We start from the raw sequence: 21,172 nt of genomic DNA, 5'->3' as shown, positions 1-21,172 counted from the left end.
CTGCATACGTTTCTTGTTTCACTTTCGCTTGCCCCGTATCTGTCCCTGCTCGAATGACGAGGAAAACCATGAACAACACCGCTCGCATCCTGCTCACCGCCGTGCTCTGCACCGCGGCCGTGGCCTGCTCCAAGAAGGTCAAGGAAACCCCGCCGCCGGCCGAAACGCCGACCACCACCCCGGCTCCGGAAGCTCCGGTCACCTCGGGCGTGTACGGCCCGAACGACCTCGACACCGACGCCTGCCTGCGCCAGCGCGTGGTTTACTTCGACTTCGACCAGGACAGCCTGCGTCCGGAGTTCCAGGCCATCGTCGGCTGCCACGCCAAGTACCTGCGTGACCGTCCGTCCTCGCGCATGACCCTCGAAGGCAATGCCGACGAGCGCGGCAGCCGCGAGTACAACCTCGGCCTCGGCGAGCGCCGCGGCAATGCCGTGTCGTCGGCCGTCCAGGCCAATGGCGGCTCGGGCAGCCAGAGGTCACGGTCACCAGCTACGGCGAAGAGCGTCCGGTCTGCACCGACTCGAACGAAGATTGCTGGGCCAAGAACCGTCGCGTCGAGATCGTGTACACCGCTAAGTAATATCCGGCGATGATGCGCAAGACGTTACTTGCCATGGCGTTCGCGGCGACCCTCGTGGTCGCCGCGCCCGCTGTCGCGCAGCGGGCCAGCCTGGCTGACCGCGTGGCCGTGCTCGAGCAGCAGGCCGCCAACAACCAGGGCAATGTCGACCTGCTCAACCAGGTCAGCCAGCTGCGCAACGAAGTGCAGGCCCTGCGTTCGCAGATCGAAGAACTGCAGCAGCAGAACAACCAGCTGCTGGAAAGCGGCAAGGCCCAGTACCTCGACCTCGACGGCCGCATCAACCGGATCGAGAGCGGCGCAGTTGCTCCTCCGGCCACCGGAACCCCGGCACCGGCAGCGCCGGCCAAGTCGACCAAGCCCGCGGCGCCGTCCGCATCGGTCAAGGACCGCCCACCGGCGGTCTACGGCGACAAGGGCGCGCTGGCCCAGGGCGCAGACGAACGCGCGGCCTACGATGCCGCCTTCAGCGCGCTCAAGAGCGGCAACTACGTCGAGTCCTCGCGCCTGTTCCAGGCCTTCGTCGAGACCTACCCGCAGGGCGCCTACGCGCCGAACGCGCTGTACTGGCTCGGCGAGAGCTACTACGTCACCCAGAATTACGAACTGGCGCAGATCCAGTTCCAGTCCCTGCTGGACCGTTTCCCGACCCACGACAAGGCCCCGGGCGCGATGCTCAAGGTCGGCCTGTCCCAGTTCGGGCTCAAGCAGGTCGAAGCCGCCGAGCGCACGCTGGCCGAGGTTTCGGCGAAGTACCCCGGCTCCGACGCCGCCCGCACCGCCAGCGACCGCCTCAACGCGATCCAGCTCGGCCGCCTGCGCTGAACGGCGTGAAAGGTCGGGTACTGCCCGGCAAGATCCTTTAAAATCGCAGCAATGAACGCACTCCCCGCCGAAGCGGCCGCAGCGTCGCCGGACCGGCTGCGGATCACCGAGATTTTCCTGTCCCTGCAAGGCGAGGCCCGCAGCATCGGCTGGCCGACCGTCTTCGTGCGCCTGACCGGCTGCCCGCTGCGCTGCCAGTACTGCGACACCGCGTATGCCTTCCATGGCGGCGAGTGGCACCAGATCGACGACATCCTCGAGGAAGTCGCCGGCCACGGCGCCCGCCATGTCTGCGTCACCGGTGGCGAACCGCTCTCGCAGAAGCGCTGCATCGGTCTGCTGCAGCGGCTGTGCGACGCCGGCTACGAGGTGTCGCTCGAGACGTCCGGCGCGATCGACATCAGCCAGGTCGACACCCGCGTCTCGCGCATCCTCGACATCAAGACGCCGGGGTCGATGGAGGTGCACCGCAACCTGTGGTCGAACCTGCCGCTGCTCACACCGCACGACCAGGTCAAGTTCGTGATCTGTTCGCGCGAGGACTACGACTGGGCCAAGGGCGTGGTTGCCGAACACGGCCTCACCGCGGTCTGCGACGTACTGTTCTCGCCGAGCTTCACCCAGATCAAGCCCAGCGACCTGGCCGACTGGATCGTCGCCGACAAGCTGCCGGTGCGGTTCCAGCTGCAGTTGCACAAGATCCTGTGGAACGACGAGCCGGGCCGCTGACGGCCGTCCGGTTTCGTTGCGCAGTGACTCCCCAGTGGAAGCCAATCAGATGAAGAACGCTGTTGTCCTGGTATCGGGCGGGATGGACTCCGCCGTGGTCATCGCGATCGCGCGCGAGCAGGGCTTCGCCGTGCACGCGCTGAGCGTGCGCTACGGCCAGCGCCACACCTCCGAACTCGATGCCGCCGACTGCGTGTCGAAGTCGCTCGGCGCGGTCGCGCACAAGACCGTCAATGTCGACCTGCGCAGCATCGGCGGCTCGGCGCTCACCGATGAAACGATCTCGGTGCCGACCGACGACGATGGCCACGCGATCGGCCAGGCTGCGGCCAAGGACGCGATCCCGGTGACCTACGTGCCCGCGCGCAACACGATCATGCTGTCGGTCGCGCTGGGCTGGGCCGAAGTGCTTGGCGCGGCCGACATCTTCTGCGGCGTCAATGCGGTCGACTACTCCGGATACCCGGACTGTCGCCCCGAGTTCATCGCCGCATTCCAGAACCTGGCCAACCTCGCCACCAAGGCGGGCGTGGAAGGCGCCGGCTTGCGCGTTCACGCGCCGCTGCAGTTCATGAGCAAGGCCGACATCGTCCGCGAGGGCCTGCGCCTGGGCGTGGACTTCGCCGAGACCGTCTCCTGCTACAAGGCCGATGATCAGGGCCGCGCCTGCGGCCATTGCGACGCGTGCCGCCTGCGTGCGGAAGGCTTCATCGCGGCCGGCGTGGCCGACCCGACACGTTACGTCTGAACGACGGACGCCGCCGCGGACTGCATCGCAGCGGCGCCGTGCGCTAGAATGCTCGCCCCGGCGCAAGGCCGGGCGCGCCGCCCGCAACCACCGCGAGCGCAGCAAGTTCCAAGTGGGCCGTTAGCTCAGTCGGTAGAGCATCGGACTTTTAATCCGCTGGTCGATGGTTCGAATCCATCACGGCCCACCAATCGCATCAACGCCTTAGACCTCCTGTGTGCCGCGCTTGCCTCCGCGTTTCGCGAGGAGTGGCTGCTGTGTGATCCGTCTGAACAATGACCGCCTGCGGCAGATAGCAGTCGTGGGGTCGAGCGGTACTGATGAGCTGGTGCTAACGTCCGCTTTCGACCCAAATCGGACGTTAAACTCGCGCTTTGCCGCCACGGGTCTGGCAGTGATTCCAACCGATATCCACGAGCATGTACTCGATCTGACGACTGAGCTGGTCAACGCCCAGTTGGCCGGCGACATGCGCGACGTATGGAAGCTCTACGACGCCCTGGTCACTTACAGCGATGCAGTAGCCGCAGAGGGTCGTGACCATCCATTCCTTTGGGAAACGCTTGGGGATTTCACGGCGGATGATCGCAAGGCATTGGTTCATTACGCTCGGGCTCTTGAGTTGGCCGAGAACCTGGCGGCCGCCGACTACAAAGCGTCGATTTGCTTGGCATTAGCGCGCAGACATGCCGAACTCAAGGAGGCCGACACAGCGAGCGCATACGCGTGGCGTGCGGATGCGGCCGCCCGAGAGCTGGACGACCTGGATCTGCGCCGCGAAATTAGTCAGTTCCTGCTGGATCTATGATCGTCGCGCGGGCGAACGTCCGCTTGTGGCCGAAAGCGGACACCGGGGTTACCCGGGTGCCGGGACCGGTGTTAACGTCCGCTTCCGACCCGAAGCGGACGTTAGCGGAATGCGTTCAACAACAATGGTTACGGGTGGCATGAGATTGCTCATCGCGGGCTTACTGCTTTCGCTCCCATGGCAATCCGTTGCCCAGGACTGCACATGCAATGCTGTTACCTCGGGACCACTGGAATGGACGCGCGGCAAGTACCAGGGTTCTACGTACGTCTTCTATGGCACCGTGACCTCCGTCGCTCCGCCGATGCCAGATTCGAACGAGACACGGGACCACCCAACGTTCGTCGTCAACGAAGCCTTCAAAGGGGACTTCAAGGGCGGTGAGGTGCGCGGGGCGGACTGTGGGTCGGGAATCTTTCCGGGTGATAGCGGGATGATCTTCTTGGACGGATACCACCGGATTAAGTCCTGCTCGATTCGCGTCAAAGGCATAACCGAGCAAGACATTCGGAATGCAGTGCGCGAACTGTCCCGCGAGGAAGGCAGTTGGAAACGCCGCCAAACCGGGGAGATGGATTCGCCGTGACGTTGCTGCTCGTCCTGTGATTCCTTGGCGTGTCCGCTTCTGGCCGCAAGCGGACGCTCAGCTAGATCCACCGCTGAGGGCGGTGTTAACGCCCGCATTCGACCCAAAGCGGACAGTCATGCCAACTCGAAGTCTGTCCGCCCAACGAAGACGATTTCACCCAGGCGCCGTGCCTGACGGCGCCGACCGTCAATCAACACGGTTCAACTGCGGAAGTTTCCATTGATCCGACAACACCGCGTCGCTGGGCTGGTACATGCGCAGGATCACATAGAAGTCACCCTCGGGCGCCGGTAGCCAATTGGCGGCATCGGCTCCGGATGGCTTCTGGTGCTGGATCGGAATGGTGAACGAACCATCGGCTGCCTTGTACAGCCCCTGGGTATCGGTTCCTACTTTGTAGCGGTTGATCTCGTTGGCAACGAGCATCTTGTCGCCAGCGTTGTACATCGTCACCGACCAGAAGGCGCCCACCGGCGGGGCCGAGTCGAAGTGAATGGAGTAACGATGCTTGCCGTTGAGTACTTCACCCTTCGCGTCGGTGTAGCGAATCGGGTACATCGCCTCGTGTTCGCCGTTGCCACCCAGGTAGGGGCCCGCCACGACGGCGCGCAAGGAATAGTTGTAGCCAAAGCTGTCCAGCCCGGTCACCCAGTCCCAGCCATTTCGTTTGGAAGCCGTACTGGCCAACGACGCCACTGCCACGGCAGGTGCGTCGGCAAGACCGCGCGCCATGCCAGCACGAACCTGCGGATTCAACTTGGACGGGTCGAAGCCCTTTTCCGTCAGGCCGATGCGCGCGAACTGGCCGAACAATGCCTTGTCCGTCTCCCGGATCGGGTTGTCCTGCACCGCTGCGCCCAGTTCCGTGAAGAAGCCGAACTCATCGCCCTGCACGGACGGCAGTGGTTTGAGAGGCGCGGCGGACTTGATCGCAGCGCCGCTCTTGCCGAAGGCAGACAGTGGAACCAGCTCGAACTGCTTCTGCAACGCCAGTACCGGTTCCACCGCCTCACCCTGGGCGATGCGCAGGCGTCCCCACAGCCAGATCTTGTCGGTGCTCACATCCAGCCGTTTCACGCCGGCCGGAAGCTCCCCCTTCCAACCGGGCGGAACGATGGCATAGCGACCCGCCTGGGTGCCGGTGGTCCGCCGGCCGATGTAGTGCTCGAGCTCCTGGTACATGTCGAAGACGTTCACCACGTAGTAGCGATCGTTCGTATCGGGGACCGTCAAGATGTAGGGTTCGTCCAGCTTGACCACGGCACTCATGTAAAACGTGTCGTTGTTGGACGTCGGCATGTCGTGCGCATCAGGCGTGGCGAGCGACGTGGCCCAACCGATCTGATTGAGTGGCGCCCGATAGCTGGTGTCCGGCTTCGGACTCGGGACCGTCGTGTAGTCACGGGCAACGCGCTCCATGCGCACCAGCGGGTATCCCCAGATGTAGGCCGACACGGCAAGCTGTTATCCGTCGGTCTCCATGCCTTTTGCCACCACTTCAGGCGTCGCCGGCGTGGTGAGAAGCGCATCCGCTCCATCAGCCGGAGCCTTCGGGGTGGAATCGGGACGAGCCTCGGAGGTCGTCGCAGGTGCCGCCGGCGTGGCATCGGCCTCCTTGTCGGATGCGCGATCCATGTCGCTCGGCTGACGATTGCAGGCACCCGTTGAGACCGCCATGAGTATCGCCAACGCAATCAGAGACGTCTTCATTGGTCGCCCGGCTCAATAGAGATGGAGCCCCGACGGTAAGCCGCTGGCGTGAAAAATGCGTCAAGGCCAATCACCGCTTCTGGCCGGTAGCGGCCATTGGGGCACGGCAGAGGCCAGGTCCGATGCTAGGCCTAAAGCGGAATTCGGCCCCCTTGCGCAGCGGCGGATCCTTTGGTTAGTTGGTCTCCATGACTAAGACCTTCAAGCTCCCCGCAGGGGACATCAAGCGCCTGGTTGATGGGTACGGCGGCTGCTACGCCTCGGACAAGATCACAGTCGACGGCTATCCCGTGAGATTCATGTACCGAGAGCATCCTGACCAGGATACCGACAGCGGCTGGTGTGACAGCGGTTGGCGTTTCATGTCGGGCTTCGAGGATGACGAGTACGCCAGCAATGCCGACAACTTCGCCATCTACAGAGTGAATACGATCGCGAACTACGACCCTAGCATCATCCCTTTCCTGGATGCGCCAGTCGGAAGCTCGTTTGAAAAGCCGCTGGCCTCCGAGCGCTTTGTGGAAGTTTCTGGCTGGACGCCTGCAGACTCCTGATGGTCTATGCGATTGACGCCTCTCCGTCGGCTCAATGAGACTGTTGGCGAATTTCCGGTTGTGGACGGTAGCGGTCATCGGGGCTACCTAGGCGTCCGCACCGGTGCTAACGTCCCCAACCATTCATTCTTGGCTTGATTCAGGAGTTGGAGCTTGCATGACACCTCTCGATCGGATCACTGAAAGAGTCAACCGCCTTGGCCATCCGGACGATCCGGAGACACCCAGGCCGCTCGTTACCATCGACGAGTTCTTTGTCGGCAACTCTGAGGTCGGCAGCATCGGTTGCAACCTGCACTCGTCGCCGACACCCGAACAGTTCTACGCCGTGTTCCGATCCATTGCACAACGCCAGGACGTGAAGGATATTCGCGTGCAGATTACGGCGTTTGACGTTCCAGAATGGCCGTTCTCGGACACGGTGTACATCATGACTTCCGCTTCCCCAGAGGAGGTGGCAACCTGGTTCCCATCTGATCTCAAGCCAGATGAAACGTGGAGCGGCTTCCTGGACCAGCCCTATGAGCCGTACGCCGCCCCGGCCGGCGTCGAGCCAGTAGGATGCTGGTGGGACTGATATCGACGACGCACTATTTGACGGTTAAGCCATGTGTCACTACGTAACCGCAGTGCTACCCAAGCATGCCGATCACGACCACCTTGATGGGATTGCCCGCAAACATGGGAGGCAGTTTCGACGACTGTCAAATCCGAGCATCGAGGCTCAGATCGAGCCAGATGAGCAGTACTTCATCACCACGGTCGGACACTGCGACTGCGGGACTCCGCTGGGCGCACTTGCCCAAGGTTCCACAGGCGCTCCGGATTGGCTGGTGCTGGAGCAGCGTCTGCTAAAGAGGGGCTGGAGCAAGGCAAAGGTCGCCCGGTCCATTGCGCAGAAGCAGGACGACTTTCTCACGGCAGCCGCATCTTCAGCATCGACCAATCTGAAGGAAGTCGCTTCCTGGCTGGACTTCATCGGTGCGGTCCTCGGCTCCGGAAGAACGTCGCATCTGGGCCTCTTGCTTCACATGTATAGCGGATCTATCGAAAGCCGCATTGAACTTGCAGGCAGGGAAGTGGTTCGCGCATCCGGGCTCACCGCCGATGTCCTGGGCAACATGAAGGAGGACGTGCTCTACGTATTCCGGCATTAAGGTGGATTGCAGTTGCTCAACCAAGGCGAGCGCCCTCGGCGTCTGTCGACGCTAACGGTCTAGGCCCTGCGCGCTACCAACCACAGCACCAGGAAAACCGGCAAGGGCGAGACCATCATGAGCAGTCCAAGGCCGATGTTGGCACCGCCTCCGGTGTTCATCAGGCCGTCTACGTAGTACCAGGCCCAAAACGCCAGCGATGCCAGCAGGCCGCAGATCCAGGCCTTGTTGACCTGCGTTGCGCCACGCACGGCGACCCAGATTGCGAATGCGGCGAAGGGCGCGAACGCCAGCGCGGTGCGGACCCAGCGCGGCTCGACCTCGGTCCCCATCGTGAAAGGCCGCGACGCCAGTTGGCCAAACAGCCATTCGCCGCCCCAGACCACGGCCAGGGCGTACACGGCCGACCACAACAGCAGCCTGGTAGCGGTGATCAAACCACGCACCCAGCCGGTCAATGGATCTGGAAGGCGATGTTGAAGGGCACCTGCTCGCCGCGGCGAGCCGATGCGCGCATCTGGTACACCTGGATCGTGTACGTGCCGGATGTGGGCAGCTTTCCACTCCAGTTGGAACCCACGCTGCCGCTCCCCAATGCGGTCGACGATCCGGGACGATCGCCCGGAGCGAAGACATTGAAGTTGGCATTGCTGCTTCCGGAAATCTTCACGGTCATCGTCTGGCCGCCCTTGGCCCCGAGCGTGTAATTGACGCTGTCGTACCCGCCGAGGTTGCCCTTGAGCGAAGCGCTGCTGCTGCCCTTGGCGAATGCAACCGGGACCGTCGATACCTTGTCCTGCGCGATCGAAGCGGTCGCGAATGCGATCAGGAAGAAGGCGGAAGTGGCAGTGAGCGGTTTCATATTGGATTCCGGGAGAGTGGGTGGAAAGTCAGTCCTTGCGGAACACGGCGCGACAGCCACCGTCGACCCAGACGCTGTGGCGGGACAGGCCCCATGACACACCTTCGGTGCAGGCGGCCTTGCTGAGCTGCCGGACCACGCGCACTGAGCCAGCGGTGTTCATGTCGCACTCGTTGCGCCCGCCGTGCGTGGACTCGCAGGTTACTTCGCTGGCGCCACCGGACGACTGTCCGCGATAGCTGGTCCGCTGGACGCGATCCTTCTGGCCGGAGGAGTATCCGTTGCCGTAATCGGTCGATGCGCGTTGTGCGTTGTAGGGCTGGTTGTATAGGCCGTCGCGGTAACCACGCTCGAAATCGGCCTCGCTGCCGCTGCTGTTGTCGTGCTGTGCGTCATCGTGATGGTGTGATTTGTGCTCGAGGGCGGCGACGCCAAGAATCGCTATCGCGCCAACGGCAATGGCGGCGGCTGCGTTGCTGCTGCTGTTGCCGCCGCTGGAAGCCTGCTGACCACAGTCGATCGGCCCGGTATTCGTCGCCGACATCACCTTGCCGCCTTCCGAACGGATCACCACGCATTGGTTCTGGCTGTTGTTCCACCAGTACTCGTAGCCCGAGCCGTCCTGGGAGCGTTGCACGTAGCCGCGCTTGAGCAGTTCGCTGCGGCTCCAGCCGATGTCCTGGTAGTTCAGGTCGGCCAACTGGTTGGCGGGAGCCTGCGCGAGCGCGATGGGCGGCACTGCAACTGCAACTGCGACTGCGGCGGCAAGCACCGCGATCTTTCCAATCAATGGGGAAGGCAACGCCATGGACCACCTCCAGACTGCGCCGTGTAATGACGGGTGCTTCTCAAGTCGCCCTGCGTGTCCATGGGGCACTCGGCTCCCCAGGGTGAAACTGAACGCCTTGCCATGGGCGGGGATCGGCCGGTCGACGCTACTTGCGTTGCCGTCATGATCCCGTCAAGTGCAGCGGACCCCGCGCTCGTCCGGCAGCGTGATTAGAATGCGTTCTGGCGCGATCCCGCGGAGACAAGCCCCAGATGGATTCGAGATCCGGTCGTTCGTGGCGAGTCCTGCTTCTGGAGGACGATGAAGCGTTGCGCGAGCACGTCCTGCTTCCTGCGCTGGCGAACTACGGTTTCGACGCCCGCGGCGTCGCATCCATCTCCGGGCTGCAGGAGGCGCTGCGGCAGGAGTCCCCGGACATCCTGATCCTCGATGTAGGCCTTCCGGACGGTGACGGTTTCGAGGTGGCGCGGGAAGTGCGCGTGTCGCATCCGGAAATCGGGATCGTGATGCTGACGGGGCGCGGAGCAACGCCCGATCGGGTGCTTGGGTTGGCGCTGGGTGCCGACGCCTATCTGCCGAAGCCGGTCGAGGTCGACCTTCTGGCGGCGACCCTGCGCAGTCTCGTGCGGCGCCTGAAGACTCCGGACCACGTGGCGACCCCGCCGCCTGCCGACCGGTGGCACATGGATTCCGATGGCTGGTGCCTGGTCTCACCCAAGGGTGCCGCGATCCCGCTCACCAAGACCGAGCGCCGCCTCGTCGCGCGCCTGCTCGAATCGCCAGGACGGCTGGTGCGCCGCGAACATCTGATCGAGGCGCTCACCACCAACGTGTTCGAGTTCGACCCTCACAGGCTGGACGCCCTGATCCATCGCGTGCGCAGGAAAGCCGAGCATTGCGGAGCACCCTTGCCGCTGTCGCTGGTGCACGGCGAGGGCTACGTGTTCAAGGAATAGACGCAAGCGTCGGCGACGTTGCGGCGTTGGCGTGGGGCAAGCGGATGGAGAAAGACGTCCCCTGCCCAGGCTGGCTGGACACCAGGATCTCGCCGCCCAGTACCTTGACCAGGTCATGCACGACCGACAGGCCAAGACCCGTGCCGCCTGCGCCCAGTCGCGTGGTGAAGAACGGCTCGAAGATCCGCGCCGCCACCTCGCTGGTCATGCCCTGGCCGGTATCTGACAGTGTGATTTCCACCATTCCATCGGCCGGTGCTGCATCGACGGTGAATCGGCCGCCCTGCGGCATGGCATCGCGTGCATTGGCGGCGATGTTGAGGATCATCAGATCAAACTCGCTGCGGTCCAGGTACACCGGCAATGGCTCGCTCACGGACGTGGTCAGCACGATCGATGCCGGGAACAGCTGGCGCAGCAGTGGATCCAGATCCTTCAAGGCTTCGCCGGCGTCGAAGACGCGAACGTTCAGCACGTCGCTGCGGCTGAAGCTGAGCAACTTGCGAACCAGGTCACTGCCGCGATCGGCCACCGATTCGACCCGCTCCAGCGCCAATGCGAGCGATGCGCTCCGGCGCGAGGTGTCGGCATCTTCCAGGGCTTCGTGGCGTTGCGATGCGTAGCCTCGCATCAGCGCCAGAAGATTGTTGAAGTCGTGCGCGACGCCGTTGGCCAGGCGTCCGCTTGCTTCCATCTTCTGTGCGTGGATCAGTTGCGATTGCGTTCGCTCGCGCTCGGCCATCTCGTGCTGCAGGCGTTCGCCACGTTCGTTGGACTCCGCCAGGCTTTCGCGCAGGGCATTGATCGTGCGATCGAGGATCGCGGTGATCAGCAGGTAGCTGATGCAAATGCTGGGAATAACCGCCTTCAACCGGTCACTGGTCACGCCGGCCTTGTGGTCGGCCCAGAATCCCAGCGCGAATGCGACGGCGAGCATGCCAAGCACCGACCACAATGCGCGGCGTCCCAGCACCAGGCCTGCAATCACGAGCGGCAACATCGTCGCGGTTGCGTCGTAAAGCGACACGTTCTGGCGCGTGCCAAGACGTGCCATGTCCGTCGCCAGCAGAATCAGTTGCGGTGCGAGGAACAGGACGATGGCCAGCCTGAAACGACCGCGCCGGATCAACCAGATGCTGATCCATGCGAACGCCGTTTCAACCGCCAGCCGCCCCACGAATCCCATGATGTAGGCCTGGTACTGCGGCTGCTGCAGCACCTGCCAGACCCAGGCTGCAGGCTGCAGCACCGCGTACGCCAACAGCAGCAACTGCATGACCGGCGCGTTGCGGCGGTCGACCGCATCGGCGATCGGGGCGGACGTCAGCCAGTGGCGGAATCTCGTGAACACGGGCCACTCCAGGGGCGCGGTGAGGCCACATCGTAGCCGGGATGAGATTTGCGTGAGATCTCGATGAGCCTTGTGAGGGTGCGCCCGGGCGCGCCAGTCCGTACGTTCGACTTCGTCACGGATGTGTCACTCCGTGATGGGGATGCGCCCTGGAGTGGCGCGGAAACACATCGAGCGCGATGACGCGGCGCGGCCTTTCCGGTCGCCGGCTGCTGGGCATCGCTTTGTCCATGAGAACGTACGGGGTCGGAATTGATGAACAGGATTTATCGCCGGGTGTGGAACCATGCAAAGCAGGCATGGGTCGTCACCTCGGAACTGGCGGCAGCGCAGGGGAAGAAGGGTGGGGCGCAGCGGTTGCTGCAGGCAGCGGGCATCGGCATGGTCGCGCTTGGATGCGCACTGCCGGCTTCGGCGCAATCACCGTCGCTACAACTGACCCTGGAACGTGACGGGGACAACTGCATGGTCCGTGCGGCGGACGGCAAGTCCGCTGCGGTCGACTGCGCCCTGTTCGAGCAGGCCAACGCCGCCGGGCCCCAGGCCCTGGCAACCCCGTCGAGCGTAGCCGGCGGCGGCTACTTCCAGGCCGACGGCAACGCCGATGGCAGCGACGATGCCGCTGCCGTGGGCGTGGGCTCCATCGCGGTGGGCGCCGGTGCCGCCAACCAGGGCTTCTCATTCACCGACAGCTGGGGCAACACCACGCAGAGCACCTCCGACGGCGCGGTCGCGGTGGGCGCCTCCGCGGTGACGCAGGGCGAAGGCTCGATGGCGCTGGGTGCCAATGCCCGCAACGAGGGTTGGGTCTACGAAGACGCAGACGGCAACGCTTACGTGGCGACGCCTGACCGTGCGATCGCGGTCGGCAGCGACGCCTTGACGCAGGGCAAGGGCGCCATCGCGGTCGGCGCAGGTGCGAGCACCATTGCGACGGTGACCACCGTCCATTACGACGATGGCGAGGGCACTGTCTACGACTACGACACCGTGTCGATACCGGACAACGCCATCGCAGTGGGTACAAACTCGATGGCAACCGGTGCCAACTCGATCGCGCTCGGTGCCAACGCGACCACGGCGACGTGGTACAGCGACGAAATGCAGATGGCCTTCGCGCCCAACAATGCCATCGCCATCGGCAACTGGTCTTGGGCCGAGGGCAATGCCGCGATGGCGATTGGCGCGTTCAGCGTTGCGTCGTCCAACGCCTCCACCGCGGTGGGCATGGAGTCGTTTGCGCTGGGCATCGGCAGCAGTGCGCTCGGGCAGGGCGCGATGGCGGCAGGTCACGCCAGCCTGGCGGCCGGTCAAACGGCAGAGGCGGGCGGATTCGCCAGCACCGCAGTCGGCGCATCGTCTGTTGCCAACAACGATGGTGCCACCGCGCTCGGCGCGATGAGCACGGCGGCAGGGCAGATGTCGGTCGCGATCGGTGGCCAGGCAGCCGCCGGCGGCGATGCTGCGATCGCCATTGGCGGCCAGACCCTGGCGGTCGGCCAGGAGACCGTCGCGATCGGCATGAACTCCGGCGCCGGCCTGGGTGATTACGGGATCGTCATCGGCTCGACGTCGCTCGCGCTGGGCAACGGCACCATTGGTATCGGCAAGAATGTGCTGGCCAATGGCAACTACGCCGTCGCCAGTGGCTACAACGCTGCGGCCGCGGGTGAAGGCGCGATCGCGATCGGTGGTTCCGAATGGACCGACGCGAATGCCGATGGCATGCCTGCGATCGGCGAGGCCACTTTTGCCAACGGCAACAACGCCGTTGCCTTGGGTGGCCTGTCGGGTGCGGACGGAGAGGGTGCCACCGCGTTGGGTGGACAGGCGCGTGCCTTGACGGCATTCGCTACCGCGGTCGGCGCAGGCAGCCTCGCCGAAGGCGATTCGGCCACCGCTACGGGCACCAACGCTGTCGCGCATGGCGCGCAGAGCAGCGCATTGGGTGCCAACACCTGGGCCGACGGGCAGTACAGCGTGGCGGTCGGCAGCGGCAGCTTTGCCGCAGGTGACGGCGCGGCGGCGATCGGTGCGGGCGCCAATGCCATAGGCGCCTACAGTCTGGCCAGCGGTTACGGCACGCTTGCCGAGGGCGACTCGTCCACCGCGGTTGGTGGTGCGCTGTACGACGAGACCAGTGGCGACATCCTCACCACGTCCGCCATCGGCCACAACAGCAGTGCCTTCGGTGCGGGCGCGACGGCCAACGGTCTGAACTCGACGGCGCTCGGCACTCATGCCAGCGCGGACGCTGACGACAGCGTCGCGATCGGCCATGGCTCCTATGCGGGTCGTGCGAGCGTGGTCTCGATCGGCAGCGCGGGCGCCGAACGCCAGATCATCAACGTCGCCGACGGCGTGGAATCGACCGACGCGGTCAACAAGGGCCAGCTGGATGCCATCGTCGTCAATGTCGGCGGCATCGTTGGTGCGCAGCTGGATACGGTGGCGACCGCACTGGGTGGCGGCGCGGCCGTGAGCACCCAAGGCATCACTGCGCCGAGCTTCTCCTTCATGGGCGGCAGCTACGGCAACGTTGGCGCGACCTTCAACGCCATCGACGCGGCGTTCGCCGGTCTGAACAATCGCGTGACCTCGCTGGAATCGGCTGTCGTGAACCCGGCACCGCCCGCCGGCGGCGCGCCGAACGGGGCTGGCAACGGCCTGGCCATCGGCACCGGCTCCAATGCCGCCGACGCCAACGACACCGCCATCGGCAATGGCGCCAACGTGGGTGCCGCCAATGGCACTGCGCTGGGTAACAACGCCATCGTCGATGCCAGCGCCGAGAACGCCGTTGCTGTCGGCGCCGACAGCCACGCCAGCGCCAGCGATTCGGTCGCGTTGGGCGAGGGCTCGGTTGCCGACCAGGCCAACACCGTGTCGGTCGGCAATGCCACGCAGCAGCGTCGCGTGACCAATGTCGCCGCCGGCACGGCCGCCACTGACGCCGCAAACGTGCAGCAGGTGCAGGCCGGGGATGCCGCCACGCTGGCCTCAGCCAATGCCTACACCGACACAACCGCGACGCAGACGTTGACCCGTGCCAATGCCTACACCGACAGCAAGCTGCAGTCGTGGAACGACAGCTTCGACGACCTGCGCAACGACCTCGGCTACCGCCTGAAAAAGCAGGACGAGCGCATCGACCGCCAGGGCGCGATGAGCAGCGCGATGATGAACATGGCGATCAATGCCGCCAACTCGCGCAGCCCGCGCGGCCGCGTCGCGGTCGGCGCCGGCTGGCAGAACGGTGAAAGCGCGCTGTCGGTCGGCTACTCCAAGGCCATCGGTGAGCGTGCCTCGATGAGCATCGGCGGCGCCTTCAGCAGCGACGACAGCTCGGCCGGTGTCGGCTTCGGTATCGACCTCTAAGACCTGGCGGAACGGCCGGCCTGGCACCAATGCCAGGTCGGTTCGTTCGATCGCCTCCATGCAATCGAATCATCTTGCGCAGGACAGGAAATGAACAACAAGACCCTCAAGCGAAGCCTCGGCGTCAGCACCATCGCCGCCGCCATTGCCGGTATCGTCGCTGCGTACGCAGCCGAAGGCGGCTCCATGGCCGCACCGGCCGTCGTGGCCACCGGCGCCACGGCCTTGAACGCGTCCGTCACGGCGGGAACGCCCGCGCGACAGTACGGCGCGATCCCGGCCAAGTCGGCGGCACAGCCCGCCTTTGATCGGTTCATCGTCAAGTACCGTAACGGCAGCGCGCAGGCGCGAAATGCCAGCTCGATGATCAGCAGCCTCAACGCAACCGCGGTTCGCGCCGGTCTGCCCGGCCAGAGTCGCGGCATCGGGACGCTGCAGCACATGAGGCGCACCGCGATTGGCGCCGGCCTGGTCCGCATGTCGCGAGCCCTGGACAGGCCGCAGGCGGAATCCTTCATGGCCGCGCTTCGCGCCGATCCGAACGTCGAGTTCGTCCAGCCGGACTACATCAAGCAGCGACTCGACGTGGTGCCGAACGATACGCACTTCAGCCGCCTGCAGTGGGACTTCACCCATCCCACCGCCGGCATTCACGCGCCGGCAGCGTGGGACAGCACGGCAGGCGAAGGCGTGATCGTCGCGGTCCTCGATACCGGCTACCTCGACCACGCCGACCTCAACGCCAACATCGTGCCGGGCTACGACTTCATCGACGACGTGGAAGTCGCCAACGACGGTGATGGCCGCGATGCGGACGCGCATGATGCTGGCGACTGGCAATCGGATGCAGACCGAAGCTCCTTCCACGGCACCCACGTGGCGGGCACCGTGGCCGCGGTGACCAACAACAACCTTGGCGTGGCCGGCGTTGCGTACAACGCCAAGGTACAGCCGGTGCGGGTGCTCGGTCGCGGCGGTGGCTACACGTCGGACATCGCCGACGCCATCGTCTGGGCGTCCGGTGGCCATGTGGACGGCGTGCCTGACAACCCGACCCCCGCCGAAGTGATCAACATGAGCCTGGGCGGCCAGGGACTGTGCAGCCAGGATCCGATGACGCAGGCGGCCATCGACAGCGCCGTCAGCCGCGGCGTCACGGTGGTGGTGGCGGCGGGCAATGACACCGCCGATGCGTCGTTCTTCAGTCCTGCCAGCTGCAAGCATGTGATCACCGTCGGCGCGAGCGGGATCGACGGTGGCAAGGCCTGGTTCTCCAACTATGGCGGCGCCGTGGCCATCAGCGCGCCAGGCGGCAATGCCACGTCCGTCTCGTCGCCGGACAATGCATGGATCTGGTCGCTCGGAAACCGCGGCACGCACGAACCGCTGCCCAGCCCGGAAGGCGACGCCTACGTCGGCATGATTGGTACCTCGATGGCCAGCCCGCATGTGGCCGGCATCGTCGCGCTGATGCAGTCGGCGGCCGTCGCCGCGGGCAACTCGCCGCTGACGCCTGATCAGGTGCGCACGGTGCTGCGCCGCACGGCGCGTCCGTTCACAGTCGTGCCGCCGAGCGCCACGCCGGTCGGCGCCGGCATCGCCGATGCGGCGGCCGCCGTGGCCGCGTCCAAGGTGCCGGTCACCATCGAGCCCTCGCAAGCGCTGGTGAACCGCCAGGTCCTCACGGGTCAATCGGGCGCTGCCGGAGGGTCAAAGATGTACGCCATCGACGTCCCGGCGGGAACCAGTGCACTGAGCCTGCGCACCTATGGCGGCACCGGCGATGTGGCCCTGTATGCGGCCTACCAGGATCAGCCGACGATCGTGTTCTACGACAAGGTGTCCAGGAAGCTTGGCAACAGCGAAACCATCACCTTCACCAGCCCGCTGCCCGGCACCTACTACCTGCGCGTCGTGGGCGAGAAGGCCTTTGGCAACGTTTCGGTAGTGGCGACCTACTGACGCTGGAAATCCCGTGAAGCGCAAGGACGCGCTTCCCGCGAGCACATGACGAGGCAGTCGACGATCAGCGTCAGCGCACGTCCAGACCGCCCGGCGCGGTACGATGCCACAGGCTCCCATCGAGCGCTCGCGCACATGGATCGCATCGAAGCAATGAAGATCTTCATTGCCGCACTGGACGAAGGCAGCCTGGCCGGTGCCAGTCGCAGGACGGGCCGCTCGCCTGCAGCGGTGAGCCGCGCCGTCGCCTCGCTGGAGGCGCATGTGGGCGTGCCGCTGCTGCACCGGACGACGCGGTCGATCAAGCTCAGCGAAGCAGGCGAGCGCTACGCCACCGCATGCCGCAAGGTGCTTGCCGATCTGGAAGAGGCCGACCGGCAGGCGGCCGGCGAACGCTCGGTTCCGCGAGGGACGCTGACGATCACTTCGACCGTCTTCGTCGGCGCGGAAATTCTTCGCCCGATCGTCGATGCGTTCATCGACGAGTACCCTACGGTCAGCGTTCGGATGCACCTGCTGGAGCGGCCGGTAAATCTGATCGACGAAGGCATGGACCTGGCATTGCGCATCTCGCACCTGGCCGACTCCACGCTGGTTGCCCAGCGCGTCGGCGAGGCGCGTCGTGTCGTGGTCGCCTCACCGCGTTATCTGTCGACGCATCCGCGCATCGCCGAGCCGGCGGACCTTGCAAAGCATTCGATCATTGCGATGGCGCACATGGGGCTGGATGCCTGGAGCTTTCCGCCACCGGAAGGATCATCGATTGCCCGTTCGGTTTCATTCACGCCGCGACTGGTGGTCAACAACGTGCGTGCCGCCATCGCATCGGCGGTGGAAGGCCACGGCGTCGTCCGCTTGCTGTCGTATCACGTGGCGACGGAGATCGAGCAGGGCGACCTGCAGATCCTCCTGGAGGACTCGGAGCCGGCGCCGTTGCCTGTCCACCTGGTCTCGCCCTATGGACGTTTGGCCGTGCCGAAGGTGCGGGCATTCGTCGACTTCGCCCTGCCGCGGCTGCGGGCGAGCTTCGCCCGGCTGACCGCATAGCGCCGCGGCGATTCTTCCGCGCAGTGCAAGAGTGTCTGCCGGAGGGCGGCGATTCGCAAACAGCACCCGTGCTCCTAGATTGAGGTTCGTCGGCGGCCAAGCACTTTCCGGCTCCGATCCTCCCTCACATCCAAGAGTACAGACACCATGAGCAGTTCAAGCAAAGTCGTTATCGTCACCGGCGCGTCGCAAGGCATCGGTGCCGGTGTGGTCCAGGCGTTCCGCGACCGCGGTTATCGCGTCGTCGCCAACTCGCGCAACATCAAGCCGTCGAACGATCCCGATATCCTGACGGTGGCCGGCGACATCGCCGAGCGCGAAGTCGCCGAGCGGATCGTCCGCGAAGGCCTGGCCAAGTTCGGTCGCATCGACACGCTGGTCAACAACGCCGGCATCTTCAACGCCAAGCCGTTCACGCAGTACACGCAGGACGACTACGCCAACGCCATCGCGGTCAACGTCGGCGGCTTCTTCAACATCACCCAGCTCGCCGTCGCCGAGATGGAGAAGCAGGGTTCGGGCCACGTGGTCACCATCACCACCAGCCTGGTCGACCACGCCATCGACGGCGTGCCGTCGGTGCTCGCCTCGCTGACCAAGGGCGGCCTCAACGCGGCCACCAGGTCGCTTGCCATCGAGTACGCCAAGCGTGGCGTCCGCGTCAACGCGGTTTCGCCTGGCGTGATCAAGACCCCGATGCATGCGGCCGAAACCCACGAGTGGCTGTCGGCGCTGCACCCGGTCGGTCGCATGGGCGACATCGGCGATGTCGTGCAGGCGGTGCTCTATCTCGATGCGGCCACGTTCGTGACCGGTGAGATCCTGCACGTCGACGGTGGCCAGAGCGCCGGTCACTGAAGCAAAGTCTCGCGTCTGGCGGCCGGCGATCGGCCGCCGGATGTTCACAGCATGTGGCGGCCACGAGGCCGCCCAGGAGGTATTCGATGAACAAGGGTTACTGGATCATCGCGTGGAAATCGATCACCGATGCCGCCGCGGTGGAGCGCTATATCGCACCCGGCACCGACGCGATCCTTGCCCATGGAGGGCGCATCCTGGCGGCAGGCGTCCCGGCCAGGGCGTACGAAGAAGGCTTGTCGTCCCGGCTGGTGCTGGTCGAGTTCGACAGCCTGCAGTTGGCGGTATCGGCCTACGAAAGCGCCGACTACCAGGCCTCACTCACCCATCTGGTTGGCGCCGCGGAGCGCGATGTGCGCATCGTCGAGGGCGCCGGTTAACGCACTGAGCCTCAGCGGAACGACGCGCGGATCTCCTCGACGGTCCGCTTGCGGTCCTGCAGGTGCGGGTAGTGGCCGATGCCGGGCAGCACGGTGAGTTCGACATTGGCCTTCGCGCTGAACTCCGTGGCCATGGCCTGGTTGATGTAGAGGTCCTTCTCGCCCCAGACCACCTTCACCGGCGTCCTGAGGCGGGCAAGATTCGACTCGAAGTAGTGCTGGTCCCGGGTGAAGTGGGAGTAGTAGTGGGCGAAAGCATCCACCGACGTCATGTCGCCCTGGTTCCATCCGCGCGCCATGTCGTCGCGGAACTCCGGCGAGATCCCGTACCGCGCGTCGTCGGGGAGGCCCCGGTGGAAGGTATTGGCCAGGATTTCGTCGCGATGGTCGTTCATGTACGCCCGGGTCGGCTCCGCCGCCGGGCCGCCCTTGAGGTTCTGCAGGCTCTCGTACATGTACTGGGGCCTGTCGAACGGCGCGAAGTCGCCGACGATGATCGTCCGCGCGATGTCAGGCTGTTCAAGGGCCAGCAACAGCGCCGGCAGCGCGCCGATGTCGGTGGCGTAGATCGTCAGGTTCGAACGGTCGATGCCCGCCTTGTCGATGTACTGCTTGAGGACTTGTGCATAGTCCGCGGGGGCATAGGAGAACCTGTCGGCCGCCGGACGGGAGGAAAGTCCGTAGCCCGGCCAGTCGAAGGCATGCACTTCGTAGTCGTCGCCCAGGTCGATGGCGATTTCCTTCCAGGCGTACACGGTCTCCGGGAAGCCGTGCAACAGGAGCACGGTTCCCTTCGCTGCCGCGTTGTGCACGACCAGGTTGCGCAACGTCATGCCCCCGTCGATCTCGACGGCTCCGATGTCGGCTTTCCGCTCCGGCGTGCCGGGGTCATGGGCACAGCCGGACGCAATCAGGGTGCTGGTCATGAGAACGCTCCCGATCAGGTTCTTCAAGGACGGCTTGAACACGTCTGTTGCCTCGGTAGTGGCTACGGGGATCAGCCGATCGACCTGCGCCTGCAGGCGCGGGCCGACCAGCAGGATCGCCGGAATGACGATCAGGTAGCCAATGCCCCATGAGCGCAGCCACGTCGCGGCGAAGTTCTCGGTGAAGCCGAGATTGAGAGCGAGAAGGGCGAAGGAAATGATGCCCGTGGTGACTACGCCCATCGAAAGGGCAAAGGCGATCTTGCGTTTGAGGTGGGTGTTCATGGTGTGATCCTGGGTTTAGATACCGAACGGTATATTCGTGGTCAAAAAAAATCAGGTGAGAGCGACGATCGAGCGTTCCACCGCCGACATGACGAGCTTGCTGTACTTGCTGTTGCCGGTCAGGCGGGACAGCATGATGGAACCTTCGATCGTGGCGATCAGCGTTACCGCGGTCTGCTCCGCATCGATGTCCTTGCGGAATTCACCGTCGGCGATGCCTGCCTCGATGACTGCGACCAGATGCTTCTTCCAGCCCAGGAAAGCCGTCTTGGCTTTCTCCCTGAGGGCAGGGTGGGTGTCGTCGGCTTCGATGGCGGTATTGAGCAGGGGGGCAGCCGCCCTCGGGAAAGCCGCTGGGCAGCCTGGTGTAGGCACCGGCAATGGCCAGCAGCCGGTCCTTGTTGGACGCGTGCTTTTCCATGTGCGCGCGAACCGCCGCCTGCGCCTGCGCCCAGTTGTGTTCGAAGGCGGCCAGGGCCACTTCTTCCTTGTTGGCGAAGTTGCCGTAGATGCTGCCCTTGGTCAGCCCGGTGGCCGCTTCCATGTCGGCCAGGGAGGTGCCGGCATAACCCTTCACGTTGAAGACCGGGGCGGTCTTCTCGACGATCAGGTTGCGGGTTCTTTGCGCCTTGTTCATGGCGGCGAAAATATACCGATCGGTATTGGCTGTCAAC

23 protein-coding genes, 1 tRNA gene and 1 pseudogene are annotated in these 21,172 nt (G+C 64.8%); 16 read left to right on the top strand and 9 right to left on the bottom strand.

Annotated elements, in window-relative coordinates; translation table 11 throughout:
* Positions 1-68: 68 nt before the first annotated feature.
* The 7 genes and pseudogenes from pal to HIV01_RS09555 all read left to right on the top strand — a co-directional run bounded on the left by pal (position 69) and on the right by HIV01_RS09555 (position 4,279).
* Positions 69-583, top strand: a pseudogene (gene pal, locus HIV01_RS09585) (peptidoglycan-associated lipoprotein Pal).
* A gap of 12 nt (positions 584-595) precedes the next feature.
* A complete protein-coding gene (gene ybgF, locus HIV01_RS09580; RefSeq protein ID WP_200606701.1) occupies positions 596-1,408 on the top strand; it encodes a tol-pal system protein YbgF in 813 nt (270 codons plus the stop codon).
* A gap of 51 nt (positions 1,409-1,459) precedes the next feature.
* Positions 1,460-2,137: a 7-carboxy-7-deazaguanine synthase QueE gene (queE, locus tag HIV01_RS09575; protein WP_200606699.1), complete on the top strand. Its 678-nt coding sequence runs from the start codon at positions 1,460-1,462 to the stop codon at positions 2,135-2,137.
* 49 nt (positions 2,138-2,186) lie between these two features.
* On the top strand, positions 2,187-2,885 hold the full coding sequence (gene queC, locus HIV01_RS09570) for a 7-cyano-7-deazaguanine synthase QueC (protein WP_200606697.1): 699 nt from the start codon (positions 2,187-2,189) through the stop codon (positions 2,883-2,885).
* A gap of 114 nt (positions 2,886-2,999) precedes the next feature.
* Positions 3,000-3,075: transfer RNA gene (locus HIV01_RS09565), tRNA-Lys, on the top strand.
* A gap of 69 nt (positions 3,076-3,144) precedes the next feature.
* The gene (locus HIV01_RS09560; protein WP_200606695.1) at positions 3,145-3,693 is read left to right on the top strand and encodes a hypothetical protein; all 549 of its coding nucleotides are present in this window, start codon (positions 3,145-3,147) and stop codon (positions 3,691-3,693) included.
* 139 nt (positions 3,694-3,832) lie between these two features.
* The gene (locus tag HIV01_RS09555; RefSeq protein WP_200606693.1) at positions 3,833-4,279 is read left to right on the top strand and encodes a hypothetical protein; all 447 of its coding nucleotides are present in this window, start codon (positions 3,833-3,835) and stop codon (positions 4,277-4,279) included.
* A gap of 189 nt (positions 4,280-4,468) precedes the next feature.
* Here the strand turns inward: HIV01_RS09555 and HIV01_RS09550 are convergent, their stop codons facing one another.
* Together HIV01_RS09550 and HIV01_RS09545 are read right to left on the bottom strand one after the other, a co-directional pair.
* Positions 4,469-5,737: a DUF1254 domain-containing protein gene (locus HIV01_RS09550; RefSeq protein WP_200606691.1), complete on the bottom strand. Its 1,269-nt coding sequence runs from the start codon at positions 5,735-5,737 to the stop codon at positions 4,469-4,471.
* A gap of 9 nt (positions 5,738-5,746) precedes the next feature.
* Complete coding sequence (locus tag HIV01_RS09545) at positions 5,747-5,992, bottom strand: hypothetical protein (RefSeq protein WP_200606689.1); 246 nt, start codon at positions 5,990-5,992, stop codon at positions 5,747-5,749.
* 188 nt (positions 5,993-6,180) lie between these two features.
* Here HIV01_RS09545 and HIV01_RS09540 point away from each other — a divergent pair, with 188 nt between their 5' ends.
* The 3 genes from HIV01_RS09540 to HIV01_RS09530 all read left to right on the top strand — a co-directional run bounded on the left by HIV01_RS09540 (position 6,181) and on the right by HIV01_RS09530 (position 7,703).
* Positions 6,181-6,546: a DUF2185 domain-containing protein gene (locus HIV01_RS09540; protein WP_200606687.1), complete on the top strand. Its 366-nt coding sequence runs from the start codon at positions 6,181-6,183 to the stop codon at positions 6,544-6,546.
* Positions 6,547-6,703: 157 nt separating this feature from the next.
* Positions 6,704-7,123, top strand: coding sequence for a hypothetical protein (locus tag HIV01_RS09535; RefSeq protein WP_200606685.1), 420 nt, complete (start codon positions 6,704-6,706; stop codon positions 7,121-7,123).
* Between the two features lie 31 nt (positions 7,124-7,154).
* Positions 7,155-7,703, top strand: a complete 549-nt coding sequence (locus HIV01_RS09530) for a hypothetical protein (RefSeq protein ID WP_200606684.1) — start codon at positions 7,155-7,157, stop codon at positions 7,701-7,703.
* A 59-nt stretch (positions 7,704-7,762) separates the two neighbouring features.
* Here the strand turns inward: HIV01_RS09530 and HIV01_RS09525 are convergent, their stop codons facing one another.
* From HIV01_RS09525 to HIV01_RS09515, 3 genes are read right to left on the bottom strand one after another with little or no spacing between them, the layout of a single operon-like run.
* Complete coding sequence (locus HIV01_RS09525) at positions 7,763-8,149, bottom strand: hypothetical protein (RefSeq protein WP_200606682.1); 387 nt, start codon at positions 8,147-8,149, stop codon at positions 7,763-7,765.
* Between the two features lie 8 nt (positions 8,150-8,157).
* The gene (locus tag HIV01_RS09520) at positions 8,158-8,565 is read right to left on the bottom strand and encodes a g-type lysozyme inhibitor (protein ID WP_200606680.1); all 408 of its coding nucleotides are present in this window, start codon (positions 8,563-8,565) and stop codon (positions 8,158-8,160) included.
* Between the two features lie 28 nt (positions 8,566-8,593).
* Entirely contained in the window at positions 8,594-9,373 is a 780-nt protein-coding gene (locus tag HIV01_RS09515) for a DUF3011 domain-containing protein (RefSeq protein WP_245156765.1), read from the bottom strand.
* A 233-nt stretch (positions 9,374-9,606) separates the two neighbouring features.
* On the opposite strand from HIV01_RS09515, the gene HIV01_RS09510 reads away from it, so the two are divergent.
* Positions 9,607-10,311, top strand: coding sequence for a response regulator transcription factor (locus HIV01_RS09510; protein ID WP_200606678.1), 705 nt, complete (start codon positions 9,607-9,609; stop codon positions 10,309-10,311).
* Here HIV01_RS09510 and HIV01_RS09505 read toward each other — a convergent pair.
* Positions 10,301-11,662 (bottom strand): sensor histidine kinase, encoded by a 1,362-nt coding sequence (locus tag HIV01_RS09505; RefSeq protein WP_200606676.1) that lies wholly within the window; start codon positions 11,660-11,662, stop codon positions 10,301-10,303. The two genes, HIV01_RS09510 and HIV01_RS09505, sit on opposite strands and share 11 nt — an antisense overlap.
* A gap of 255 nt (positions 11,663-11,917) precedes the next feature.
* On the opposite strand from HIV01_RS09505, the gene HIV01_RS09500 reads away from it, so the two are divergent.
* The 5 genes from HIV01_RS09500 (at position 11,918) to HIV01_RS09480 (ending at position 19,287) form a co-directional block, all read left to right on the top strand.
* Positions 11,918-15,040 (top strand): ESPR-type extended signal peptide-containing protein, encoded by a 3,123-nt coding sequence (locus HIV01_RS09500; RefSeq protein ID WP_207526912.1) that lies wholly within the window; start codon positions 11,918-11,920, stop codon positions 15,038-15,040.
* 90 nt (positions 15,041-15,130) lie between these two features.
* Positions 15,131-17,002 carry a S8 family peptidase gene (locus HIV01_RS09495; RefSeq protein WP_200606672.1) on the top strand — a complete coding sequence of 624 codons (1,872 nt, stop codon included), beginning with the start codon at positions 15,131-15,133 and terminating at the stop codon, positions 17,000-17,002.
* A gap of 135 nt (positions 17,003-17,137) precedes the next feature.
* On the top strand, positions 17,138-18,049 hold the full coding sequence (locus tag HIV01_RS09490) for a LysR family transcriptional regulator (RefSeq protein WP_200606670.1): 912 nt from the start codon (positions 17,138-17,140) through the stop codon (positions 18,047-18,049).
* A 147-nt stretch (positions 18,050-18,196) separates the two neighbouring features.
* Complete coding sequence (locus tag HIV01_RS09485; RefSeq protein WP_200606668.1) at positions 18,197-18,907, top strand: SDR family NAD(P)-dependent oxidoreductase; 711 nt, start codon at positions 18,197-18,199, stop codon at positions 18,905-18,907.
* An 86-nt stretch (positions 18,908-18,993) separates the two neighbouring features.
* Positions 18,994-19,287 carry a DUF1330 domain-containing protein gene (locus tag HIV01_RS09480; RefSeq protein WP_200606667.1) on the top strand — a complete coding sequence of 98 codons (294 nt, stop codon included), beginning with the start codon at positions 18,994-18,996 and terminating at the stop codon, positions 19,285-19,287.
* Positions 19,288-19,298: 11 nt separating this feature from the next.
* Here the strand turns inward: HIV01_RS09480 and HIV01_RS09475 are convergent, their stop codons facing one another.
* Genes HIV01_RS09475 through HIV01_RS09470 form a run of 3 tightly spaced genes read right to left on the bottom strand, consistent with a single transcriptional unit; the run spans position 19,299 to position 21,171 of the window.
* Positions 19,299-20,498, bottom strand: a complete 1,200-nt coding sequence (locus tag HIV01_RS09475) for an alpha/beta fold hydrolase (protein WP_207526911.1) — start codon at positions 20,496-20,498, stop codon at positions 19,299-19,301.
* 51 nt (positions 20,499-20,549) lie between these two features.
* A complete protein-coding gene (locus tag HIV01_RS18355; RefSeq protein WP_425600274.1) occupies positions 20,550-20,810 on the bottom strand; it encodes a TetR family transcriptional regulator C-terminal domain-containing protein in 261 nt (86 codons plus the stop codon).
* A complete protein-coding gene (locus HIV01_RS09470; protein WP_207526910.1) occupies positions 20,701-21,171 on the bottom strand; it encodes a TetR/AcrR family transcriptional regulator in 471 nt (156 codons plus the stop codon). The genes HIV01_RS18355 and HIV01_RS09470 overlap by 110 nt, the downstream gene beginning before the upstream one ends.
* Position 21,172 lies beyond the last annotated feature (1 nt).

This window comes from Lysobacter arenosi, assembly GCF_016613475.2.
In the GTDB taxonomy this organism is placed as follows: domain Bacteria; phylum Pseudomonadota; class Gammaproteobacteria; order Xanthomonadales; family Xanthomonadaceae; genus Lysobacter_J; species Lysobacter_J arenosi.
The sequence above is the reverse complement of the archived record's forward strand: the minus strand, read 5'-3'. Positions and strand labels throughout refer to the sequence as shown.

Bases quoted from the DNA above. Each gene is read 5' to 3' on its own strand.
- ybgF (WP_200606701.1), top strand. From the start codon at position 596: ATGCGCAAGACGTTACTTGCCATGGCGTTCGCGGCGACCCTCGTGGTC.
- queE (WP_200606699.1), top strand. From the start codon at position 1,460: ATGAACGCACTCCCCGCCGAAGCGGCCGCAGCGTCGCCGGACCGGCTG.
- queC (WP_200606697.1), top strand. From the start codon at position 2,187: ATGAAGAACGCTGTTGTCCTGGTATCGGGCGGGATGGACTCCGCCGTG.
- HIV01_RS09555 (WP_200606693.1), top strand. From the start codon at position 3,833: ATGAGATTGCTCATCGCGGGCTTACTGCTTTCGCTCCCATGGCAATCC.
- HIV01_RS09545 (WP_200606689.1), bottom strand. From the start codon at position 5,992: ATGAAGACGTCTCTGATTGCGTTGGCGATACTCATGGCGGTCTCAACG.
- HIV01_RS09540 (WP_200606687.1), top strand. From the start codon at position 6,181: ATGACTAAGACCTTCAAGCTCCCCGCAGGGGACATCAAGCGCCTGGTT.
- HIV01_RS09535 (WP_200606685.1), top strand. From the start codon at position 6,704: ATGACACCTCTCGATCGGATCACTGAAAGAGTCAACCGCCTTGGCCAT.
- HIV01_RS09530 (WP_200606684.1), top strand. From the start codon at position 7,155: ATGTGTCACTACGTAACCGCAGTGCTACCCAAGCATGCCGATCACGAC.
- HIV01_RS09520 (WP_200606680.1), bottom strand. From the start codon at position 8,565: ATGAAACCGCTCACTGCCACTTCCGCCTTCTTCCTGATCGCATTCGCG.
- HIV01_RS09515 (WP_245156765.1), bottom strand. From the start codon at position 9,373: ATGGCGTTGCCTTCCCCATTGATTGGAAAGATCGCGGTGCTTGCCGCC.
- HIV01_RS09510 (WP_200606678.1), top strand. From the start codon at position 9,607: ATGGATTCGAGATCCGGTCGTTCGTGGCGAGTCCTGCTTCTGGAGGAC.
- HIV01_RS09500 (WP_207526912.1), top strand. From the start codon at position 11,918: ATGAACAGGATTTATCGCCGGGTGTGGAACCATGCAAAGCAGGCATGG.
- HIV01_RS09495 (WP_200606672.1), top strand. From the start codon at position 15,131: ATGAACAACAAGACCCTCAAGCGAAGCCTCGGCGTCAGCACCATCGCC.
- HIV01_RS09490 (WP_200606670.1), top strand. From the start codon at position 17,138: ATGGATCGCATCGAAGCAATGAAGATCTTCATTGCCGCACTGGACGAA.
- HIV01_RS09485 (WP_200606668.1), top strand. From the start codon at position 18,197: ATGAGCAGTTCAAGCAAAGTCGTTATCGTCACCGGCGCGTCGCAAGGC.
- HIV01_RS09480 (WP_200606667.1), top strand. From the start codon at position 18,994: ATGAACAAGGGTTACTGGATCATCGCGTGGAAATCGATCACCGATGCC.
- HIV01_RS09475 (WP_207526911.1), bottom strand. From the start codon at position 20,498: ATGAACACCCACCTCAAACGCAAGATCGCCTTTGCCCTTTCGATGGGC.